Origin of the sequence: Mesorhizobium sp. WSM3860 (assembly GCF_002294995.1) — a bacterium.
In the GTDB taxonomy this organism is placed as follows: domain Bacteria; phylum Pseudomonadota; class Alphaproteobacteria; order Rhizobiales; family Rhizobiaceae; genus Mesorhizobium.
The window spans coordinates 1-21339 of the sequence record NZ_NSGF01000014.1; the positions used below are offsets into that span (position 1 = coordinate 1).

Consider the following 21339-nt stretch of genomic DNA (forward strand, 5'->3'; position numbering starts at 1 on the left):
CAAGGAAGCTCCTGGTCGTCCTCAATGCCATCATTCGCGACAAGACTGCATTTGCGTGAACACAGTTGCCATGCCGTGACCTCTGCCGCAGGGTGCAACGGTACAGAATTCTGTAACCGTTGCAACACCTTAGCCTCACGGCATGGATCCTAGGGTCTGCGCGCGTCGCTTCGCTCCTTGCTCCGCCCTAGGATGACGAAGGCAAGGGTGCGCTCCTTTGCACCAACGCCCGCATTACCCCCTCGGCAACCCGCGTTGGATCAGCCTCGCAAGCCGCGCCGAGAACGCTTTCGCGTCGGCCGGCTTGTCGCCGTCGAGCACGCGCGCCTCGTCGTAAAGCAGATGCGCGGCGTCTTCCTTGAAGGCGAGCTCCTCCTTGCCGAGCTTCGCCAGCGCCGTGACGCGCTCGTGACGTGGGTTGATCTCGAGGATCGGCTTCGCCGCCTTGTCGAGGCGACCGGCGGCGTTGAGCAGCCGCTCGAACTGGCGGTCGGGACCGTGCTCCGGCGCGACCAGGCAGACCGCGCTTTCGGTCAGGCGGTCGGAGGCCTTCACGTCCGAGACCTCGTCTCCCAGCGCCGTTTTCACGAAGGCCAGGAAGGTCGCGATTTCGGACGAGATCTCGGCATCTGGCTTGGACTCGGTGTCGAGCAGCGGGATCTCCGACAGTTCGGCCGCACCCTGCGTGACCGACTTGAACGGCTTGCCGTCGAATTCCGGCGCCATCGTCGTCCAGAAACTGTCGACGGGGTCGGTCAAAAGCAGCACTTCGATGCCGCGGGCCCGGAACCCTTCGAGCTGCGGCGAGGCCTCGAGCCGGGCGCGGTCGTCGCCGGCCATGAAGAAGATCGCCTTCTGCCCTTCCTTCATCGCGGCGACATAGTCGGCCAGGTTGCGCAGAGTCTCGCCGGAAGCGGTCGAGCGGAAGCGGGCGAGCTTCAGCAGCTGCTCGCGCCGCTCGTAGTCCTCATAGAGGCCCTCCTTGAGCACGACGCCGAAATTCTCCCAGATCTTGGCGTAGGCCTCGGCATCGCTCTCGGCTGCTTTGGCAAGGTCGCCGAGTACGCGATTGGTGACGCCCTTGCGGATCGCGGCGAGCAGCGGGCTTTCCTGGATCATCTCGCGCGAGACGTTGAGCGGCAGATCGGCGGAATCGACCAGGCCGCGCACGAAGCGCAGGTAGCGCGGCAACACGTCGGCATCGTCGGTGATGAAGACGCGCCGCACATAGAGCTTCATGCGGCCCTTGCGGTCCTGGTCGAAGAGATCGAACGGACGCGAGCCCGGCACGAAGGCAAGCGCGCTGTATTCGTGCCGACCCTCGGCGCGGAAGTGGATGGTGGCGGCCGGCTCGTCATATTGTCCGGCGATGCTGCGGTAGAAGTCGGTATATTCCTCGGCCTTTATGTCGCTCTTAGGCCTGACCCACAGCGCCGTGCCGTCGGCGATATCGCGCGGCTCGGCGCCCGGCTTCTCGATGAGCGTGATCGGCACCGGCACGTGGCCGGACTGCGACTTGGCCAGCCCTTCGAGCCGGTAAGGCGTGGTGTAGGAACTCGCATCTTCCATCAGATGCAGCACGACGCGCGTGCCGCGATTGGGAGCTGCCGCAAGCGGCACGGACGCGATCTCGTAGGTGCCCTTGCCGTCGGAAGACCAGCGCCAGGCTTCCTCGCTGCCGGCCTGTCGGCTGATGACATCGACATGATCGGCCACCATGAAAGCGGAGTAGAAGCCGACGCCGAACTGGCCGATGAGTTGCGAGTCCTCAGTCGCCTTGCCGGCCTCGACGCGCTCGATGAAGGCACGGGTGCCGGAGCGCGCGATGGTGCCCAGCGCCTCGGCCATCTCCTCGCGGCTCATGCCGATGCCGTTGTCCTCGACGGCAAGCTGCTTGTTGTCAGGGTCGGCGGAAATGGTGATGCGCGGCTTTGCGTCCTCGCCCAGCAACTCGGGCCGGGTGATCGCCTCGAAGCGCAGCTTCTCGCAGGCGTCGGCGCCGTTGGAGATCAGCTCGCGCAGGAAGACGTCCCGGTCCGAATAGACCGAATGCACCATCATGTGCAGCAACCGCGAGACGTCCGCCTCGAATGTCCTGGTTTCCGTCGTCTTGGTATCCGTCGTCATTCAGAATCTTCCCACGTAGTAACTCTGGCCCGTCGCGCCGCGGCGCGTCGAAGCTGCCGATCTCCGCCAGATGAGGGGAGAAGTCCGACAGGACAAAGGGGGCGCGTCCCGCCAGCCGATCTGTCCCGGAGTGCTTTCTCGCTTTTCCAGTTCTTGTCAATTCAGAAGGGTGGCGTTCCCTCGCGCTCCCTTTCCCTGCCGACCAATCTCCCCCCAATTTGGAGCCCATCTGGGGGGAGATTGGCTGTTTCGGCGCGCCTTCCCGTAGCGTCCTAGAAGTCCATGCCGGCGCCGCCGGCGGGCATGGCCGGTGCCGCTTCCTTCTTGGGCTTCTCGGCCACCATCGCCTCGGTGGTGACGAGCAGGCCGGCGATCGAGGCTGCGTCCTGCAGCGCGGTGCGCACGACCTTGGCCGGATCGATAACGCCCTGGCTGAAAAGATCGCCATACTCGCCGGTCTGGGCGTTCCAGCCATAGGCGAAATCGGGCTTCTCGCGCAGCTTGCCGACGATTATCGAGCCTTCCGCCCCGCTGTTCTCGGCGATCTGGCGAGCGGGAGCCTCGATGGCGCGCCGCACGATGTCGACACCGTATCTCTGGTCGGAGTTATCGACTGCCACCGCATCAAGCGCGTTGGCGGCCCTGAGCAGAGCCACGCCGCCGCCCGGAAGAATGCCTTCCTCGACCGCTGCGCGCGTCGCATGCATGGCATCGTCGACGCGGTCCTTACGCTCCCTGACCTCGACCTCCGTCGAACCGCCGACGCGGATCACCGCCACGCCGCCGGCGAGCTTGGCCAGGCGCTCCTGCAGCTTCTCGCGGTCGTAGTCAGAGGTGGTCTCCTCGATCTGCGCCTTGATCTGCGCCACACGGCCGTGGATCTCCTCCTTCTTGCCGGCGCCGTCGACGATGGTGGTGTTCTCCTTCTCGACCACCACTTTCTTGGCGCGGCCGAGCATCTCGAGCGTGACGTTCTCAAGCTTGATGCCGAGATCCTCGCTGATGGCGGTGCCGCCGGTGAGGATGGCGATGTCCTCCAGCATGGCCTTGCGGCGGTCGCCGAAGCCCGGAGCCTTGACGGCCGCAACCTTCAGGCCGCCGCGCAGCTTGTTGACCACGAGCGTCGCGAGCGCCTCGCCCTCGACATCCTCTGCGATGATGAGCAGGGGCTTCGCCGACTGAACCACCGCCTCCAGCACCGGCAGCAGCGCCTGCAGGTTGGAAAGCTTCTTCTCGTGGATCAGCACATAGGGCTCTTCGAGCTCGACGCGCATCTTGTCCTGATTGGTGATGAAGTACGGTGAGAGATAACCGCGGTCGAACTGCATGCCTTCGACCACTTCCAGCTCGGTGTCGGCAGTCTTGGCTTCCTCAACGGTGATGACGCCTTCATTGCCGACCCTCTGCATCGCCTCGGCAAGGAAACGGCCGATCTCGGCATCACCATTGGCCGATATCGTGCCGACCTGGGCGATCTCGTCATTTCTGGTCACCTTGCGGGCGTTGGTCTTCAACTCCTGAACAATAGCCTCAACGGCTTTGTCGATGCCGCGCTTCAGATCCATGGGATTCATGCCGGCGGCAACGGCCTTGGCACCTTCCTTGACGATGGCCTGGGCGAGAACGGTCGCGGTCGTGGTGCCGTCGCCGGCGATATCGCTGGTTTTCGAGGCGACCTCGCGCACCATCTGCGCGCCCATGTTCTCGAACTTGTCCTCGAGCTCGATCTCCTTGGCGACGGTGACGCCGTCCTTGGTGATGCGCGGGGCGCCGAACGACTTGTCGATGACGACATTGCGGCCCTTGGGGCCGAGCGTGACCTTCACCGCGTCGGCGAGAATATTGACGCCGCGCAACATGCGGTCGCGGGCGTCGGAATGGAATTTCACTTCCTTGGCAGCCATTGGAACACTCCTTCAGCAGGCAGCTTTCGTTGACCGGATCGGGTTGGGCCGGTTCAGGCCGCTTTTCCCAACGCCGATGTCTGCTCGACCACACCCATCACGTCGCTTTCCTTCATGATGAGCAGGTCTTCACCGTTGAGCTTGATCTCGGTGCCGGACCACTTGCCGAACAGGATGCGGTCGCCGACTTTCACGTCGAGGGGAATGAGCTTGCCGCTCTCGTCGCGCGCGCCGGAGCCGGCGGCGATGATCTCGCCTTCCTGCGGCTTCTCCTTCGCCGTGTCCGGGATGATGATGCCGCCGGCCGTCTTCTCCTCGGCCTCGACGCGGCGGACCAGAACGCGGTCATGCAATGGATGGAACTTCATATCGTTCTCCTTCGGGACAAACAGATTTTGAGAGGTTCCTCCACTCCGGACCCGCAGGACCGGAGCGGGGCTCGCGATCCTTTCGGCGTCGCGCATGTGGATTTGGTTTTGCACGCGCCGGTTTCAAGAGGCTCCAAGAAATTTTTTGGCACTCGCAACAGCCGAGTGCTAGTGCGGTGAAAACAAAGGGGAATTACGCAGCTTGACGGGCGCGCCCCGGAGCCCTTGACGGCAAAGGGTTCAATTCCCAAATCGAACCTGCCGGCGCCTGAAGTGGTCGGCGAGGTCAAGGAGCGCCGCTGCCTTGGCGCTCCTCGTATCTATGTTGCTCAATGGAGGATGTAGCTATGAGAACCAGTTTCGACTTTTCTCCCCTGTTCCGGTCGAGCATCGGCTTCGATCGAATGCTGAACGCGCTCGAAACCGCAAGCCGCATCGAAACCGCTGATAACTGGCCGCCCTACGATATCGCCAAGAGCGGCGAGGACGACTACCGCATCACCATGGCGCTGGCAGGCTTCAGCCAGGACGAATTGGCCATTACCCAGGAGCAGAATATGCTGATGGTTTCTGGCCAAAGGGCAGGCGAGGACAACGGCGAGTACCTGCATCGCGGCCTTGCCGGCCGCGCATTCCAGCGTCGCTTCGAGCTTGCCGATCATGTCAAGGTCGTCGATGCGAGCCTCGTCAACGGCCTGCTGACGATCGACCTTAAACGCGAGATACCGGAAGAAATGAAGCCGCGCCGGATCGAGATCACGGCCGACAAATCATCGCCAAAGGCCGCGACAAAGAAAATCGAGGCCGGCAACAAGGCCGCCTGAACTTCCTCTCGCCGCGCTTTGCGCCAGGCGCCGGGTGATGTCCCCGGCGCTCGAGGGCATTGTCTTCCGGTAAACAGAAAGGAGGAAAACAATGAGTGTTCGTGATCTGATTCCCTGGGGCCGAAACAATAGCAACCAGGTTCCAAGTGTCTTTCGCGACAGCGAACGCGATCCTTTCCTATCGCTGCATCGCGAGGTGAATCGGCTGTTCGATGACGTCTTCCGCGGCTTCGGTTCCGGCTTGCCGTCTCTGGGCGCCGTCTCCGCTTTTGGCGCCGGCTGGCCGAGCGTCGAGGTCTCCGACAACGAGAAGGAGATCAAGGTGGCGGCCGAAGTCCCGGGCCTGGAGGAGAAGGACATCGAGGTGCTGCTTGATGATGGCGTGCTGACGCTGAAGGGTGAAAAGCGCTCCGAGACGGAGGACAAGGAACGGCAATTCTCCGAGCGCGTCTATGGCCGCTTCGAGCGTCGCATCCCGCTGGGCTACGAGATCGAAGAAGACAAGATCGACGCCCGCTTCAAGAACGGCGTGCTGACGGTAACGCTGCCCAAGACCGCGAAGGCGCAGTCGCAGGCCAAGCGTATCGAAATCAAGAGCTGATGTCTGAGCGCAGGGGTTGGACCGATTGGCCCAATCCCTGCGCTATAAAAGAATCTCGGCGATCAGATGGAACCGCCAACGCTGGCGTTAGGTGCTGACTGGAGCGTGGAATGGCTCCCTTTCCAAACGAGTGAGCCGCCGCAGCGAGGCGCGCGCGACAAGATGTGGATGCCAGACCGCGCTCCCAGGCGAGCCGCTATGGCAACGGAGGCCACCGACCCGATAGCGCAAGATGCTCGCTTGCGGCTCGACGTCGTGCGGCCGACGCTGGCCCATTGGAACCGTTTACCGCGCTGAGCGCAGATGTCGCTGACGGAACACCGCGCAAGCCTCTGGAAATCCGCGATAACCTTAATTTCTTCCTTCTTTTGGTCAGGCTTCCCGTACGGAACGTTAAGGGCTAGATTAGCAATTCGTTAAGTAATACGGCGGGTGTGAGCGTAAGAGGTGTGCCGTTATGAATTTCAAATCCCTGATCAAGCGGGCCGAAGACGTAGACAAGGAATTTCAAGAGCTCCAGTCGGATCTGGCAGAGGCTTTCGAAGAATGTCTTTCGGCTGACGAACAGACGTCCTCGGAAGACGATGCCGCCGCCGACCTGGCGGCAAGTGACGAGGACCCGCCGGGCGAGACTCAGTCCGAGGCTTCCGCCTCGCGGCTGACGCCGCACACCCAGACACGGTTGGCCGCCTTGGAAGCCGTTTCCGAACTCTTCCGCGACGGACAGGGTCATCTGGAGGAGATCGGGTCGAGGCTGGCCGAGATCGCCACCGCGCACCACATGACGCGCGATATCCTGAACGTCCTGCATCGCGATGCGCTGCGCGCCAATGAGCTGGAGCTGGAGAACGCCGCTCTGGGCGCCGAACACAAGGCCTTGTCGGAACAATTGCTTGACGCTGCGCGCAAGCAGCGCGAACGCGACGGCGCGGCCGAGGCCTGGCAGCAGCGCGAGGCAAGTCTCGTCCAGGACAGGGAGTCGCTGCGCGAGGCGCTTGCGGCGGTGCGGCTCGAACTGGTCGAGATGGGCAATGAGAGCGCCAGGCGCGAGGCTGAGTTCGGTGAGATCGTCAAGACGCTGACGGCCAAGACCGTCGAAGCCGACAGGCGCGCTGTCGAGAACAAGCTCCTGCGCGAAAAGCAGGTCGGGCTTTCGATCGAGCTGGAGCAGGCGCAAAAGCGCGAGGCCGAGGCCCGGCACAAATTCGACGAGTTCGCGGCGACCCACGCCAACGAAGCAACGCGCATTGCCGAACTTATGGCCCAACTCGGTAGCCACGAGAAGGAGGAGGCCCGGCTGCAGAAATCGTTGGAGACGACGCAGACCAAGCTTGCCGAGGTAACCGAGGCCGCCCGCATTGCCGAAAGCGATGCCGCGGCGGAGCTCGCGCGGAGCCGGGCGGAGCTGCGCGGCTTGCGCTCCGAGATCCAGGAGCTGCAATCGCGGCTGGAGCAGGCCTCCATCGACAAGACCGAGGCGGTCGCCGAGGCGACAGGACTCAGGGCGCAGTTGAACGACGCCGTGACCGAGCGGCAGATCGCGGAAGAGAGGCTTGCTGTTCTCAGGAACGAGAGCGAATTGGACAAGAAGAATTTGTCCGTGATCAGCACCAACCTCTCGCAGCTGTCGCTGCAGCAGGCCTCGGAGCAGATCCAGCTCGATATCCAGAAACAGGAATGCGAGGACCTGCGCGCCGAAGTCGAGACGCTGAACGCCCGCATCAAGGAGCTGCTGCCTTACGAGCGGCTGCACAGGGTGACGGACGCCCGGGCCCGGCAGGAAGTTGCGCCCGTGACGAATGGGCATGTCACAAACGGGCATATCGTGGAGCCGGCGCGGCCCACCGCCAGGCGCCGGCGCAACATGAGGGCCGCCGCGAGCTGATTCCTGGGGAAGGTGTCAAGCGAGCTTAGCGCTTCACCGCTCGGAGCCTACTTCCCGGTCATTCGGTCAGCAAGCTGCTGGGCCTCGGCAAGCAGTGCCGGGAAGGCCGGATCGCCCGGCAGGCGCTCGCCCATGCAGGCGCGATAATCGCCGTCGCCTTTCTCCCAGGCGGCGTTGGCGGAATCATAGGCCTGCTGGTCCTTCAGGTCCGAGTTCTGATAGGTCTGCTGAAATGTCTGGGCAGCCGCGTCCGCCGCGGTCCAAAGCGCCTCGCAGGCCGCGATCTTCGGCACGGGCGGTGACGCGGGCGCCTCGGCGATCAGGACGCGGTCGCCCTTGACGACCGCGACGACGACCTGCTGGTCGTAGATCGGTCCGACATCCTGCGTCCACCCGCCCAGCCGCGCGACGGCGATATCGGCGCCTTCGGGCTTCTTCAGTGAAAAGTCGAGCGTCCTCACGAATGCGGCGTCGCTGCCGATGGCCTGGGTATAGAACGCGTCCAGCTTGAGCGCCTCGTCGATGCCGGCGGGCAGCCGGAGGCTTTCATCGTCCTCGTCAGCCTTGGACCGCAGCCAGCGCTCGACCAGCCCGCGGGTCGTCACGACGAGGCTCGGGCCGGCGTCGCTCTTGGCGTAGCGCAGCCCGTCCAGCATGCCGAAGCCAATATCGGAGGCGCTCAGGCTCTGAAGATTGATCGTGCCGGTTGCCGGAAAATCCTTGACCGAAAGCGGACCGAGAATGGCGGAAAGATGCTTTTCCAGATCGGCCAGCGCCTTGGTGTTGGCCGCATCGAGCGTCTCCACTTCCGCGTTGGAGCTCTCCTGCGCGGCGATGTCGGAAATCGCCTTGTCGCGCGCGGCGATATAGTCGTCCTCCGGCGATGCCGCGAAAGCCACGCCGCTCGCCAGCGCGAACAGAAACGCCCAGACCAGCCGCATTTTATAACCCCATTCAATGATCAAAGCCCGTGTGGCCTTCGCCTGACTTGGCGGCTTTTGCGTGGCGGAAGCCCGGGAGAACCCGAATCTTTATCCGGCCTTCCGCTTCTCTACCTCCGCCTTCCTCAGCAGGAACCGCTGGATCTTGCCGCTTGGGGTCTTCGGCAGTTCGGTAACGAACTCGACCTCGCGCGGATAGGAATGCGCCGAGAGCCGCTTCTTTACATGCTGCGCGAGCTCCTCGGCGAGCGCCCCGCTGCCCTGGAACCCCGGCGCCAGCACGACGAAGGCCTTGACGATCTCGGTGCGTTGCGGGTCGGGCACGCCGACCACCGCCGCCTCGTTGACCGCCGGATGCTCGATCAGCGCGCTTTCGACGTCGAAGGGACCGATGCGGTAGCCGGCCGAGGTGATGACGTCGTCGGCCCGGCCGATGAAGGAGACCGAGCCGTCCGGCTCATATTCCACCGTGTCGCCGGTGCGATAGTAGCCGCCGGCGATTCCCGGCGTCTTCTCCTGGTGTAGCCGTCGAACCAGCGCAGCGGCGACCTGGCGATATCGACCGCAAGGACGCCCGGCTGGTTGGGGCCGAGCTCGTTGCCGGCCTCGTCGAGAACGACCATGCGGTAGCCCAGCATGGCAAAGCCGGCCGAGCCCGCGCGCACGGCGTGAACCAGACCGTGATGGTTGTTGACCATCATGCGGTTTTCGGTCTGGCCGTAATGGTCGTGGATCGGCGCGGCTAGGTGGGCGTCGAACCAGCGGATCACTTCCGGATTGAGCGGCTCGCCGGCGCTGCTCACCACGCGCAGTTTCCCTTTCACGCGGGCGGCTGCCTCCGCGCCTTCAGCCATCAGCAGGCGATAGGCTGTCGGCGAGCCGGCGAGGCTGGTCACTCCCAGCCGTTCGATGATGTCGTAGGTGCTTTTGGCGTTGAAGGCGCCTTCATGGAAGGTGGTGGCGATGCCGAGCTGCAACGGCCCGGTGATGGCGTAGTAAAGCCCATAGGCCCAGCCGGGGTCGGCGATGTTCCAGAACACATCGTCAGACCGAAGCCCGATCGCATCGCGCATATAAACGCCGAAGGCGAGCAGGGCGCTGAGCGGCACCGGCACGCCTTTCGGATGCCCCGTCGTGCCGGAGGTCGACATCATCATGAACAGGTCCGAGCCCTTGCGCATTACGGGCTCGCAATCGGCGGAGGCGGCGGCAAGGGCAGCGCGGAAATCGATGTCGCCGTCCGGCAGGGTGTCGCCGGCGCCAAGGATCGTCGCGGTGCGCGGACGGTTTACCACCTCATCGAGCTTGGCGCGGTTAGCGGGGTTGGTCACCACCAGCTTCGCCTTGCTGTAGCTCAGCCGATGCTCGATCGCCTTCGGCCCGAAAGCGGTGAACAGCGGCTGGTAGACCGCGCCGACGCGCCAGGCGCCGAGGATCAGCGCCACCAGCTCGGGAATGCGCGGCAGCATGCCGGCAACGACATCGCCGGGGCGGACGCCCAGGCCCTTCAGCAGATTGCCGGCACGGCCGGAGATGTCGGCGAGATCGTCGAAAGTGTATTCGCGCAGGTCGCCGCCGGCGGAGATGGCGCGCAGCGCCAGTCGGTCTTGCCCCGCATAGCGGCCGCAGCATTCGACATAGGCACTGATGCCGCTCGCCGGATCGCCGTGAAGGCGGGCGATCTCGTCCTCGATGCGGAAGCGCCGGACGGCGTCCTGATAGCGTGGCAGCCCGGCCGCAACTGGCGTGTTGGTCATGGCGATCCTCCCTCGGCGGCCCGTCATCTCCCCATGACATGCCGATGGACGGAGATTGCCTGAAAACTCGGCTTGGGTCGATTGCGGCCTAAGGCAGGCGAAGGCCTTGCGCCTCCATGTGCCGTTTCCAGCGGCTGCGGAGCTCTGCCGGCCGGCAGCCGATGCGCTCGTCGAGGAAGGTGGCTGCGCTGACGCGGTCGGTGCGGAAATGGCGGAAATCCTGGCGCAGCTCGCACCAGGCGGCGAGCAGCCGCACGGTCTCGGCATAGCCGATCATGGTCGGCCAGATGACGCGTTCGCTCTCCTCGTCGCGTTCGTTGCGATAGTGGATGCGAATCTTGTGGCCGTTGCCGATCGCCCCGCGCGCTCGGGCGATGTCGAGCCCGTCCGGCAGGCTCGCGCGGCTGAGCGGCGCGCCGACGGTTGGATTGCTGACGAAGGGGCGCAACCGCTCGGGCACTGCGGTGGCGATCTTGGCGATCAGGTCGCGCGCCGCTCCCGCCAGCACCGCGTCGCCCTTGTCGGCCACCCATTGCGCGCCGAGCACCGCCGCCTCCAGCTCGTCCGGCGTCAGCATCAGCGGCGGCATGTCGTAGTCGCCGTCGAGCACGTAGCCGAGGCCCGCCTCGCCGCGGATCGGCACGCGCTGGCCGATGAGGTCGGCAATGTCGCGATAGACCGAGCGGCGCGAGGTCTCGAGTTCCTCGGCGATCCGGCTGGCGGTGATCGGGTGGGTCGAGCGCCGCAGGATCTGGATGATCTGGAACAGTCTGTCGGCGCGGCGCAAGGCATGTCTCCTGTTGCCACTATGCTGGCAGCAGGGCTGGGCCACAAGTCGGGACATGGCGTCTCGAGGGGCGCTTCCGCCGACGGAGAAGGCTCCGCGGCGCGCCGACGGAGAAGGCTCCGCGGCCCGCCGACGGAGAAGGCTCCGCGGCCAAATAACGGAGAAGCATTATGAATTTCGTTTCGACCCGCATCATCACCGCCGACGTCAGGCGGCTGGTCGGCTTCTATGAGGAGGTGACCGGCTCGAAGCTCACGCTTTACACCGAGGATTTCGCCGAACTGATCACCGAGGCCGGCACGCTCGCCATCGGCAGCACGCGTACCTTGCAGCTCTTCGGCGGCGACCATGTCGCACAGCCGGCCGCCAACCGAACCGCGATCATCGAGTTCCGCGTCGCCGATGTCGACGCCGATTGCCGACGGCTCGCCGATCGCATCGCGGGCTCACTGGTGCAGGCGCCGACCACCATGCCCTGGGGCAACCGTTCGCTGCTGTTTCGCGATCCCGACGGCAACCTGGTCAACTTTTTCACGCCGGTAACTGCCGAGGCGATCAGGAAGTTGGAGAGGTGATGGCGACTGTCCGACTGGATCGCCGGGTCGATTGCGGCGCTGGCCGGGGATTGGCCCCGCCGGCTCCTGCCTGTATTATCGCGGGGCGAATGCGGAGAAGGGGAGGCGCGGGCGGGCATGCGGCTTGATCGGAATCTCTGTCATTTGGGGGTTTGGGCGGTCATCGCCGTCCTGGCGCTTTGGCCCTCGAGGGCATCGGCCGACCCCATCTCGCCCGAGCGGATCACCGCTGCGCTGTCGAAGCTCGAAGCATTGGCGCAACGCGTGGTCGCTGATGGTGCCGTCCCCGGCCTTGCCATCGGCGTCGTACACGGCGACGAAGTGATCTATCTCAAGGGTTTCGGCCGTCGCGAGGCCGGCAAGCCGGAGACAGTCGACGCCGACACGGTGTTCCAGATCGCCTCGCTGTCCAAGCCGGTCTCGGCAACCGTCGTGGCGGCGCTGGTCAGCGAAGGTGTCGTGTCCTGGGAATCGAGGATCGCCGACCTCGATCCGGCGTTCCGGCTCGCCGATCCTTACCCGACCAGCCAACTCACCATTCGCGACCTGTTTTCGCACCGCAGCGGGCTGCCTGGCACGGCAGGCGACGACCTCGAGACCATAGGCTACGACCGTGCCGAGATCCTGCAGCGCCTGCGCTTCGTGCAGCTATCGTCGAGCTTTCGCGCCGGCTACTCCTATTCCAATTTCGGGCTGACCGAAGGCGCCGTCGCGGCCGCCAGGCCGACAGGCAAATCCTGGGAAGATGTCGCCGAGGAAAAGCTCTACCGTCCACTCGGCATGGCCTCGACCAGCTCCCGTTACGCGGATTTCCTCAAGCATGCCAATCGCGCCGAGCTGCACATCAAGGCCGACGGCGCCTGGGCCGCGAAGGTCAAGCGCGAGCCGGATGCGCAGGCGCCTGCCGGCGGCGTCAGTTCCACCGTGCGCGATCTCGCGCAATGGCTGCGCCTCGTGATCGGCGACGGCGTATATGCCGGCAAGACGCTGATTGCCGCCGATGCGTTTGCCCAGATGCATGTGCCACTGATGACGCGCGGCAAGAACCCCGTCTCCGGCGGCGAGTCCTTCTACGGCCTCGGCTGGAATGTCGAATTCGGCCGGCACGGCCTGAGCTGGGGTCACTCCGGCGCCTTCAGCACCGGCGCGCGCACGGTGGCGTCTGTCTTTCCCAAGGACAAGCTCGGCATTTCGTCCTCGCCAATGCATTTCCGAGCGGCGTACCGGAAGGACTCTCCGACAGCTTTGCCGACCTCGTTTTCGACGGCAAGCTCGAGAAGGATTGGATCGGAGCATGGGACGCGATCTTTTCCGGTATGTTCGGGCCCGCGATCGCCGCGGCCAAGGCCACCTATGCCGCGCCGCCGTCACCGGGACGGCCAGCCGCGCCGACCGGCGCCTATGCGGGGCGTTACACCAACGACTTCTTCGGCGACGCGCTCGTGTCCAGCGCGGGAGACGGCCTCATGCTCAAGCTCGGGCCGGCCGGCGCTCGGTCCTATTCGCTGACGCATTTCAACGGCGACCTGTTCGTAACGTACCCCGACGCCGAGATGCCGGACCGGCCGGCGGGCGTGAGCTTCGTCGTCGGCCCCGACGGCAGGGCCTCGGCTGTGACGATCGAGTTCCTCGACGACAATCATCTCGGCACGCTGCGGCGCTTGGGAGACTAATGCGCGTCGCCCAGAGCTGCGCGGCGGTTCTCGGCAACGGAATGTGTCAAGGCAAAGACCGCGGGCTCAGGATGCCTGTCCATAGTGCAGCAGCTTGAAGCAGTCGCCGCTGCCCGACTTTGTCTGCGTCAGCACCGGTTTCGAGCGGTCGATCCATTCCTGCTGCGACTTGGCGTCGGCTTCGATCGCATCGGCCGGTGGAAGGGCGACGAAACTCTTGCCTTTGCTGAAGAGCCAGCAGGCGCGGGCGAGAAAGCGCCTGCTGCGCTGGCGCAGCAGGTCGGCGTCATAGAGGATGTCGAGCACCTCGTGCTTGATCTTCGGTTCCTTGTCGGGCTTGGCGACCGCGGCCTCGACCGGCTCGTCGCCGATCGCGTCATGCAGGTCCTTATAGTCGAGGGCTAGCTGCGTCGTGGCGTATTTGATCTCGTTCTCGTCGCGCACGATGTTGAACCACAGCGTCGGATCGAGCTCGTTGACGACAAAGGTGGCTTCAAGGTCGCGCGACAGGTTCAGGATTTCGAAGTCTCGAACGTCGACATCACGTTCGACCAGCAGGATCTTTTCGACCTGCTTGGCAAGCTCCGGTCCCCTGGTGGCGACCGCGGCGTTGCTTCCGCCGTGTTCGGGGCCGACATAGGCGCCACCCTCATCCAGTACCTCGTCGAACTCGCCGAGCGTTTCGATGACCGGGGCGCCGCGGGCAATGCGCGCCGCCAGCTTGGCGAGAACCTGCTGCAGCTCGGTCTCGCGCTTGCGCTGGTCCTGATAGTTCTGCTGGAAGAAGAAGATGAACAGCGAAACGCCGATGCCGATCAGGATTACGCCCAGCTGCGAAAAGATGTTGCGGTAATATTCCAGCAGCTTTTCGCGATGGCGCAGTTCGTCGCGGACGCTGTGGGCCACGCGCAGATTGACGATCAGCGAGATAATCAGCAGCCCGGCGCCGACCAGGATGAGCCCGCCGATGAGAAGGTAGCCATGGCCTGCGCTGAAATCCATTCGTCTCGCCCCCCGAAGCCTGCGCCAAATTAGCGCCAATTTCGTTGCGCTCAAAGCTACGAGACAAGCCGGCATCAGTCCCAGCCGGTCTCGTGCGGCGCTCCGCCGCTCTGCGGCAACCAAAGCGATTGACCCGGCCATCCATCCGGCCGATATCCCGCGCAAATTCGCACCGAGACCCCAATGACTTCAGATACCGATCTCAAGGAAGCCGCGCCCGGCGCCGACGCCGCCTGGCAGGACGACATGCGCGCCGGCGTGCGCCATGTGCGCGACCTCGCAGCCCTGCCGCTCTCGCCGGCCGAGCGCGCCGCCGCGCAGCAAGCCGCCGCCGCCCACAAGGTGCGCGCGCCGAAAGCCTATCTCGACCTGATCGATTGGGACGATCCGAACGATCCGATCCGCGCGCAGGTGATCCCGTCGCCGGACGAGTTGATCACTGCCGAGGGCGAGCTCGGCGATCCGATCGGCGATCACGCCTTCAGCCCGGTGCCCAGGCTGACGCATCGCCATGCCGACCGCGTGCTCTTGTTCCCGACCTATCAATGCGCGGTCTATTGCCGCTTCTGTTTTCGCAAGGAGTCGCTGACTTCGATCGGCCGCGGCTACACGCGCGAGGCGCTGGAGCCGGCGCTCGCCTACATCGCGCAACATAGCGAGATCCGCGAGGTGATCCTGACCGGCGGCGATCCGCTGTCGCTGCCCGACAACGCCCTCGCCGAAATCCGCGCCCGCATCGAGGCGATCCCGCATGTGCGGCTCTTGCGCATCCACACGCGCGTGCCGGTGGCGCTGCCGTCGCGCATCACGTCCGGCCTGACGGCATCCCTGCAGGGAAGGCTGATGGTGACGGTGGTCACCCACTTCAACCACCCGCGCGAGATCACGCCGGACACCGAAACGGCCTGCCGGACGATGCGGCAGGCGGGTTTTGTCCTGCTCAACCAGAGCGTTCTCCTGAAAGGCGTCAACGACAAGGTCGATGTGCTGGAAGAGCTCTGCCGCGAGCTGATGTATCGGCTGGGCGTAAAACCTTACTATCTTCACCATGGTGACCTCGCGCCGGGCATGGCGCATCGCCGCACCACGATTGCCGAAGGCCAGGCGCTGGCAGCCGAACTGCGGAAGCGCGTCTCCGGCATCTGCAACCCGACCTATGTCATCGATTTGCCCGATGGCGGCGGCAAGGTGCCGCTCGGCCCCAGCCACATCGAGGGCCGGGACAACGAGACATGGCGGATTCGCGGGCAGGACGGGAAGGTGAGGGCCTATCGCGAGGTGGTCGCCTAGTTCCTCATTTCGAGCGGCGGCAGAGGAACTCTCATCCCGCCCCCCGCATTCTATGAGCGGGGGCTTGAAGGAGAGCAGCGTGAAGGCATTGTTGGGAATCCTCGGCGGCTTCGTGCTTACCCTGGCCGTGTTTGCCTCAGGGCTCGCCTTCGCCACCTGGCTTCTGGCCGCCAAGCCGGTGCGCCAGGCAACGCCGGCGATCGGCGTTTCGGAGCTCTGGACCAAGGACGCCCGGCCGGTCGACCCGGCCAAGCAGGACCTCGAGCGCATCCCGGCCCAGCAGGCCGCCGGCGCGCCCGCCAAGGCGGAGGAGGGGGCCCAGGCGGACGAGGGGGCCAAGACGGCGGATACGGCCACGCAGACCGCTGCTCTCCCAGCGCCGCAACCTGCCGCGCCGCGGCTGCAGCCCTTGCCCGAGGCCTCTCCGCCCAATCCTTCACAGACGGGCGAGGCCAATGCGGCCGCACAGCCTAACGAGCAGGCGCCGGCCCAGCAGGCACAATTGCCCGCCGCGCATCTCGAATGGTGCGCCAACCGCTATCGCAGCTACCGTCCGCAAGAAAACAGCTACCGTTCCTACAGCGGGGAGATCCGCCCCTGCATCTCGCCCTATTTCGATCCGGGCGGCGATCGCACAGCCTCGACCGACGGGCACCAATCCGATCAGCTCTGGATGAACAATCAAGGCGAGGTGACCGACGACCAGGCCGAGATGGAAGGCTACGCCACGACACGGGATGGCTACGCGACGACTTATGGCGGCCCGCCGGAAGAGATCTTGCCGGAGGAGCAGCCTTCCAGGGATCGGCTGTTGGGCCCGCAGATGTCGGGCGACCACATCGACTCCTGCTTCAGCCGCTATCGCTCCTACGATCCGCAGGACAACACCTACCAGCCCTATGACGGCGGCCCGCGCCGGCAGTGCGAGTAGGGCAGGGCCGGGGTCCTGCGAAGTGACGCTGGACTGCTGAAGTCTGGCGCGAGGCACCCCCCTCTGTCCTACCGGACATCTCCCCCGCAAGGGGGGAGATTGGATGTCGCGCCGACTTTCGCCAATCGCGGACGATAAAAGGAAAGCGCCGTCGCCAAAGCCGACAATCTGATAAACTCTTCCTTCTGGCTCATCACGCTTCTGGCCTCGAATGGCACCCCGAACCTCCCCGCGCAAAACGCACGAAACTGTTCGCGATGTCTTCGCACACCTGTTCGCGATGTCCCCAGTCCATACACCCCCTTGAGGGGGATGGTCGGCAGACCAGAGGGGAGTGCCTCGCGCCAGCATATCGAATGGCTGACGTTAGCGCCGCCCTTCGGGCACCTTCCCGCCGCGAACGGGAGAAGGTGATCGTCGCTCAATTCAGCACCCGACCATCAATCTCCGCCACGCTCGTTGTCCCGGTCAGCGCCATGTCATGCCCTCGAGCAGTTGCGGCGCCGCCGATGATGCCCTGATCTCTTCGGGCAAAGTCACGATGCCCGTCGGAACATCGAGTGCCGTGGGGACTACTCTTTCCATCGTCGTCCTCCCAATGAATATTAGCAAACGCTGATCATTGAAGGCCGCGTGCCGGCTGATGTAAATTCACTAGCGAGTATACTTTCACCGACGACGGCAGCGGGGCCATGCCCAGAGCGTCCAACGAGACCAGACCCCAGATCCTGCAGGCGGCTTACAAGCTGTTTCGCCGCCGGGTCTTTTTCCGCGTCGGCATGGACGAGATCGCCGAGGCCGCGGGCGTCACCAAGCGCACGCTCTACTATCATTTCGACAGCAAGGACGCGCTCTTGACCGCCGTGCTCGCTTCGCAGCATGAACGTACATTCGCCGACTTCCAGAATTACGGCATCGAGCCTTCGGGCGGCGCGGACGTGCTGATCGACAAGCTTTTCGAGGGGCTGGTCAAGTGGTCGTCCAAGCCGCGCTGGGCGGGTTCCGGCTTTACCCGGCTGGCGATCGAGCTTGCCGACCTGTCCGGCCACCCCGCGCGGGTCATCGCGCGCCAGCACAAGGCGCTGATGGAGCGGCATCTGGAAACGCTGCTCGCCGGAGCGAAGGTGCCGTCGCCGAAGGAGCGGGCCCGCGAGCTGTTCCTGCTGATCGAAGGCGCCATGGTGATGATCCTGATCCACGGCGACCGGAGCTATTGCAGCGCCGCGGCGGATGCGGCGAAGCGGCTGATGGCAGGCGAGGTGGAGTTTCCGCAACCCGATACCCGCCTGACACACGCCTGAAACACACCCGCTCCACAACCGGCATGCCCGCGAAACGCTCGCGCCGGATGTTTGCAGCCTGGCAAACGCGGAGGAGCGCGCCGATGACACCCGACCAGATCAGGCTTGTGCAGGATAGTTTTCGCGAGGTCGTGCCGATCAAGGCGGCGGCCGCGGCCTTGTTCTACGAGAAGCTGTTTGCGATCGACGCCAGCCTCAAGAGGCTGTTTCGCGCAACCGACATGAGCAAGCAGGGCGCCAAGCTTATGGCGGCGCTGGGCTTCGTCGTGCATGGCCTTTCCCGCGCCGAGACCATCCTGCCCGCCGTGCAGGATCTCGCCAGGCGCCATGTCGGCTATGGCGTCGAGGAGCATCATTACCCGATCGTCGGCCAGGCGCTGATCGAAACACTTGAGGCGGGCCTTGGCGAGGCCTTCACGCCTCAGGTCCGCGAGGCCTGGCAAGCCGCCTACGGCCTGCTCGCCGGCGTCATGATCGCCGCAGCCCGCGAGGTGCAGCTGGCGGCTTGAGCAAGCTTCGGCTCCTCGTCAGGCTGGAGCGCGAAGCCGAGCGCGGCGAGGCGATCTCCAGGGCGCGCTGTTCATGGCACCGAGGTCGCAGCGACCGGCCCCTGCCGCCGGCCCGCCTGCAAGCCCGGCGCCCGCCCTGGGCGACAGGGCTCGTGCCATTGGCTACGCTAAACCGCATCAGCGCCGCGATTCAAGCCAATGGCGGCCGCACCAGACTCCCTGATCCAAAGCCATATCGCTGATTTTCAGGAACATTCTGCCTTCTGCGCAGTTTGGCGCCACGGCCCGCTCATTGAGGCCAAACCGGTTGACAGGCGGGCTTCGGGAGGAAGCTATGATCCCTGTCACGCCTTCACTTCATGTTTGTCGTCGCCGCGCACTGCAAATCGGTCTTGGAGCGACCCTTGCTTCGGCGGCCGGCGTTGCTGCGACTTCGTCTGCTGCCGCGCAGGACGACATCAAAGACGAAGACATTTTCCGCTTCGCGCTCAACCTGGAATATATGGAGGCTGAATATTACCTCCGCGGCACCACGGGAAAAGGCATCGAGGACTCAGACGTCGGTTCCAAACCCGGCGACGTGGTCGGCGGCAAAAAGGTTTCCTTCGATACGCCCGCGCTCGGTGAATTCATGCGCGAGGTCGCGGAAAACGAACTTGCCCATGTCAGATTCTATCGCAAGACGCTTGCGTCGAATGCGGTGGACCGGCCGGCGATCGATTTCGATGCCGGCTTTATCGCGGTCGCCAAGGCGGCCGGCCTCGGCGCCGATTTCGATGCGTTTGGCAACCAGATGAATTTCGTGCTCGGCGGCATGCTGTTCGAGGACGTCGGTGTCACCGCCTACGCCGGTGCGGCAACTGTCCTGAAGAACAAGGAATTCCTTGCTGCCGCGGCTGGAATTCTCGCGGTCGAGGCCTATCACATGGGAATGGCGCGGTCGTCGCTCTATCGCATGGGCGAGAAGGCCTGGAAGGCGGCGAATGCGGTTTCCGACGCACGCGACAAGATCGATGGATCCGATGACAAAGACCAGGGCATTCAGGTCGACGGCAAAGCCAACGTCGTTCCTTCGACGCCGGATGCGATTGCCTTCACCAGGACGCCGCAGGAGGTGCTGCGCATCGTCTACCTGACCGATCAGTCGGGTGTGAGCAAGGGCGGCTTTTACCCGAACGGGATGAACGGAACGCTCAAGAGCACCTAGCCGTTAGGGTGGAGCCGGTCACGATGACCTGCAAACCGCGCCGAGCAGCATTCGTCGCGGCCACCCGATTTCGTTTCGACGAGGCAGGCAATGAACGTCAGCAGCGAAGCGACCAGATCTTTCTGGACACTCGACACCAGCTTACCCAACGCGCCTCGCCTCGAGCAGGATGAGCATTGTGACGTAGCCGTCATCGGCGCCGGCATCGCCGGCGTTTCCATCGCCTATGAGCTGGCCTTGGCGGGACGCAAGGTGGTACTCGTGGATCGCGGCCCCTTGCTCGGGGGCATGACATCGCGCACGACCGCCCATCTGGCACCCATCTGCGACGACGGCTTGAGCGCGCTGATCGACATGCGCGGCGAGGCCCTGGCGCGCGGATTTCAGGAAAGCCAGCAAGCCGCCGTCGACCGCATCGAACGCCATGTCGCCGCGCTGGAGATCGATTGCGATTTCCGCCGGCTGGACGGCTTCCTTTTCCCGGCCGCATGGATGGATGAGAAGGAGGCCGCCAGAGAATGCAACAAGGAGTATGCGGCTGCGGCAAAGATCGGCGCCGAGGCTGAGCATGGCAAGGGCGTGCCGCTCAAGGGCCACGAATCGGCGCCGATCCTGCGCTATCCAGACCAGGCGACCTTCCACCCGCTGAAATATTTGCGCGCGCTGCTGGCCGATTTCGAGAAGCGCGGCGGCAAGCCATTCGCCGACAGCGCCGTCATCGAAATCGAGGAGGGGGACAAGGTTCGGCTGAAATGCGACGGCGGCCCCACCGTCACGGCTTCGCACGCGGTGTTTGCCACGAATTCCCCGATCAACACCTGGGTCAAGATCCACAGCAAGATGGCGCCTTACCGCACCTATGCGATGGCTTTCGACATCGCCAGGGGAACCCTCCCGGATGCGCTCTACTGGGACATGGACGATCCCTATTACTATGTCCGCCTCAATCCCGGCCCCGGCGAGACGGACTGTCTCATCGCCGGAGGGCGCGATCACAAATCGGGCGAAGCAGATGACGGCGCGGCACGTTTTGTCGCGCTCGAAGCCTGGATCAGGGCATTGGTGCCCGATCTTGGCGGAGAACGAGCGCGATGGTCCGGCCAGGTGCTCGAAACGATCGATTATTGCGGCTTCATCGGCCGCAGCCCCGGCAACGGCAACGTCTTCGTCGCGACCGGCGACTCCGGCCAGGGCATGACGCATGGCGCATTGGCCGGGCTGCTGATCCGCGATCTGATCGTGGACGGATCGAACTTCTGGGAAGCCGTCTACGCCCCTGACCGGACGCCGCCCGCCGCGCTCGCGCACTACGTCAATGAGAACCTTACGACGGTGAAGAACCTTGCCGAGTATTTGCTGCCCGGTGAGGTCAAGTCGGACGACGCCCTCGAGCCTGGCGAAGGCGGCATCCTTCACGACGGCTTGAGCAAGTTCGCCGTGTGCCGCGACCGCGACGGCACGCTGCACCGGCATTCGGCCAGTTGCACGCATCTGGGCTGCATCGTCCACTGGAATTCGACTGAGCAATGCTGGGATTGCCCCTGCCACGGCTCGCAGTTCGCGCCGGACGGAGCGGTCCTCAACGGCCCGGCCATCCGGCCTTTGGGTTAGTTCGGCTGGAGGGCATTGGATCGGTTATTCGCAGCCGCGGAAAGTC

General features: G+C 64.6%; 16 protein-coding genes and 2 pseudogenes. 11 read left to right on the forward strand and 7 right to left on the reverse strand.

Going from position 1 to position 21339, the window contains the following annotated elements; all coding sequences use genetic code 11:
* Positions 1-234 precede the first annotated feature (234 nt).
* From htpG to groES, 3 genes are all read right to left on the reverse strand, one after another.
* A complete protein-coding gene (gene htpG, locus CK220_RS20890; protein ID WP_095813351.1) occupies positions 235-2127 on the reverse strand; it encodes a molecular chaperone HtpG in 1893 nt (630 codons plus the stop codon).
* Between the two features lie 272 nt (positions 2128-2399).
* Positions 2400-4031, reverse strand: a complete 1632-nt coding sequence (gene groL, locus CK220_RS20895; RefSeq protein WP_095813352.1) for a chaperonin GroEL — start codon at positions 4029-4031, stop codon at positions 2400-2402.
* Between the two features lie 53 nt (positions 4032-4084).
* The gene (groES, locus tag CK220_RS20900) at positions 4085-4399 is read right to left on the reverse strand and encodes a co-chaperone GroES (protein WP_095813353.1); all 315 of its coding nucleotides are present in this window, start codon (positions 4397-4399) and stop codon (positions 4085-4087) included.
* A 347-nt stretch (positions 4400-4746) separates the two neighbouring features.
* Here groES and CK220_RS20905 point away from each other — a divergent pair, with 347 nt between their 5' ends.
* The 3 genes from CK220_RS20905 (at position 4747) to CK220_RS20915 (ending at position 7709) form a co-directional block, all read left to right on the forward strand.
* Entirely contained in the window at positions 4747-5223 is a 477-nt protein-coding gene (locus CK220_RS20905) for an Hsp20 family protein (RefSeq protein ID WP_095813354.1), read from the forward strand.
* A gap of 91 nt (positions 5224-5314) precedes the next feature.
* A complete protein-coding gene (locus CK220_RS20910) occupies positions 5315-5824 on the forward strand; it encodes an Hsp20/alpha crystallin family protein (protein ID WP_095813355.1) in 510 nt (169 codons plus the stop codon).
* A gap of 457 nt (positions 5825-6281) precedes the next feature.
* A complete protein-coding gene (locus CK220_RS20915; RefSeq protein ID WP_095813356.1) occupies positions 6282-7709 on the forward strand; it encodes a hypothetical protein in 1428 nt (475 codons plus the stop codon).
* A gap of 47 nt (positions 7710-7756) precedes the next feature.
* On the opposite strand, the gene CK220_RS20920 is transcribed toward CK220_RS20915, so the two are convergent.
* The 3 genes and pseudogenes from CK220_RS20920 to CK220_RS20930 form a co-directional block, all read right to left on the reverse strand.
* Entirely contained in the window at positions 7757-8650 is an 894-nt protein-coding gene (locus tag CK220_RS20920) for a hypothetical protein (protein ID WP_095813357.1), read from the reverse strand.
* A 90-nt stretch (positions 8651-8740) separates the two neighbouring features.
* Positions 8741-10407: pseudogene (locus tag CK220_RS20925) on the reverse strand (acyl-CoA synthetase).
* An 88-nt stretch (positions 10408-10495) separates the two neighbouring features.
* Entirely contained in the window at positions 10496-11194 is a 699-nt protein-coding gene (locus CK220_RS20930) for a YafY family protein (RefSeq protein ID WP_095813358.1), read from the reverse strand.
* Between the two features lie 170 nt (positions 11195-11364).
* Between CK220_RS20930 and CK220_RS20935 the strand changes: the two genes are divergently transcribed.
* Both CK220_RS20935 and CK220_RS20940 read left to right on the forward strand, forming a co-directional pair.
* Positions 11365-11769: a VOC family protein gene (locus CK220_RS20935; protein ID WP_095813359.1), complete on the forward strand. Its 405-nt coding sequence runs from the start codon at positions 11365-11367 to the stop codon at positions 11767-11769.
* Between the two features lie 117 nt (positions 11770-11886).
* Positions 11887-13442: pseudogene (locus CK220_RS20940) on the forward strand (serine hydrolase).
* 66 nt (positions 13443-13508) lie between these two features.
* Here the strand turns inward: CK220_RS20940 and CK220_RS20945 are convergent.
* A complete protein-coding gene (locus CK220_RS20945) occupies positions 13509-14444 on the reverse strand; it encodes a hypothetical protein (protein ID WP_095813360.1) in 936 nt (311 codons plus the stop codon).
* 183 nt (positions 14445-14627) lie between these two features.
* On the opposite strand from CK220_RS20945, the gene CK220_RS20950 reads away from it, so the two are divergent.
* From CK220_RS20950 to CK220_RS20975, 6 genes are all read left to right on the forward strand, one after another.
* Positions 14628-15734: a KamA family radical SAM protein gene (locus CK220_RS20950; protein ID WP_095813361.1), complete on the forward strand. Its 1107-nt coding sequence runs from the start codon at positions 14628-14630 to the stop codon at positions 15732-15734.
* A gap of 79 nt (positions 15735-15813) precedes the next feature.
* Positions 15814-16665, forward strand: coding sequence for a BA14K family protein (locus tag CK220_RS20955; RefSeq protein WP_095813495.1), 852 nt, complete (start codon positions 15814-15816; stop codon positions 16663-16665).
* A gap of 692 nt (positions 16666-17357) precedes the next feature.
* Positions 17358-17966 (forward strand): TetR/AcrR family transcriptional regulator, encoded by a 609-nt coding sequence (locus CK220_RS20960; protein WP_095813362.1) that lies wholly within the window; start codon positions 17358-17360, stop codon positions 17964-17966.
* Between the two features lie 83 nt (positions 17967-18049).
* Positions 18050-18475 (forward strand): globin family protein, encoded by a 426-nt coding sequence (locus CK220_RS20965; protein ID WP_095813363.1) that lies wholly within the window; start codon positions 18050-18052, stop codon positions 18473-18475.
* 334 nt (positions 18476-18809) lie between these two features.
* On the forward strand, positions 18810-19682 hold the full coding sequence (locus tag CK220_RS20970; RefSeq protein ID WP_095813364.1) for a ferritin-like domain-containing protein: 873 nt from the start codon (positions 18810-18812) through the stop codon (positions 19680-19682).
* Positions 19683-19772: 90 nt separating this feature from the next.
* Positions 19773-21293, forward strand: coding sequence for an FAD-dependent oxidoreductase (locus CK220_RS20975; RefSeq protein WP_095813365.1), 1521 nt, complete (start codon positions 19773-19775; stop codon positions 21291-21293).
* Positions 21294-21339: the final 46 nt, after the last annotated feature.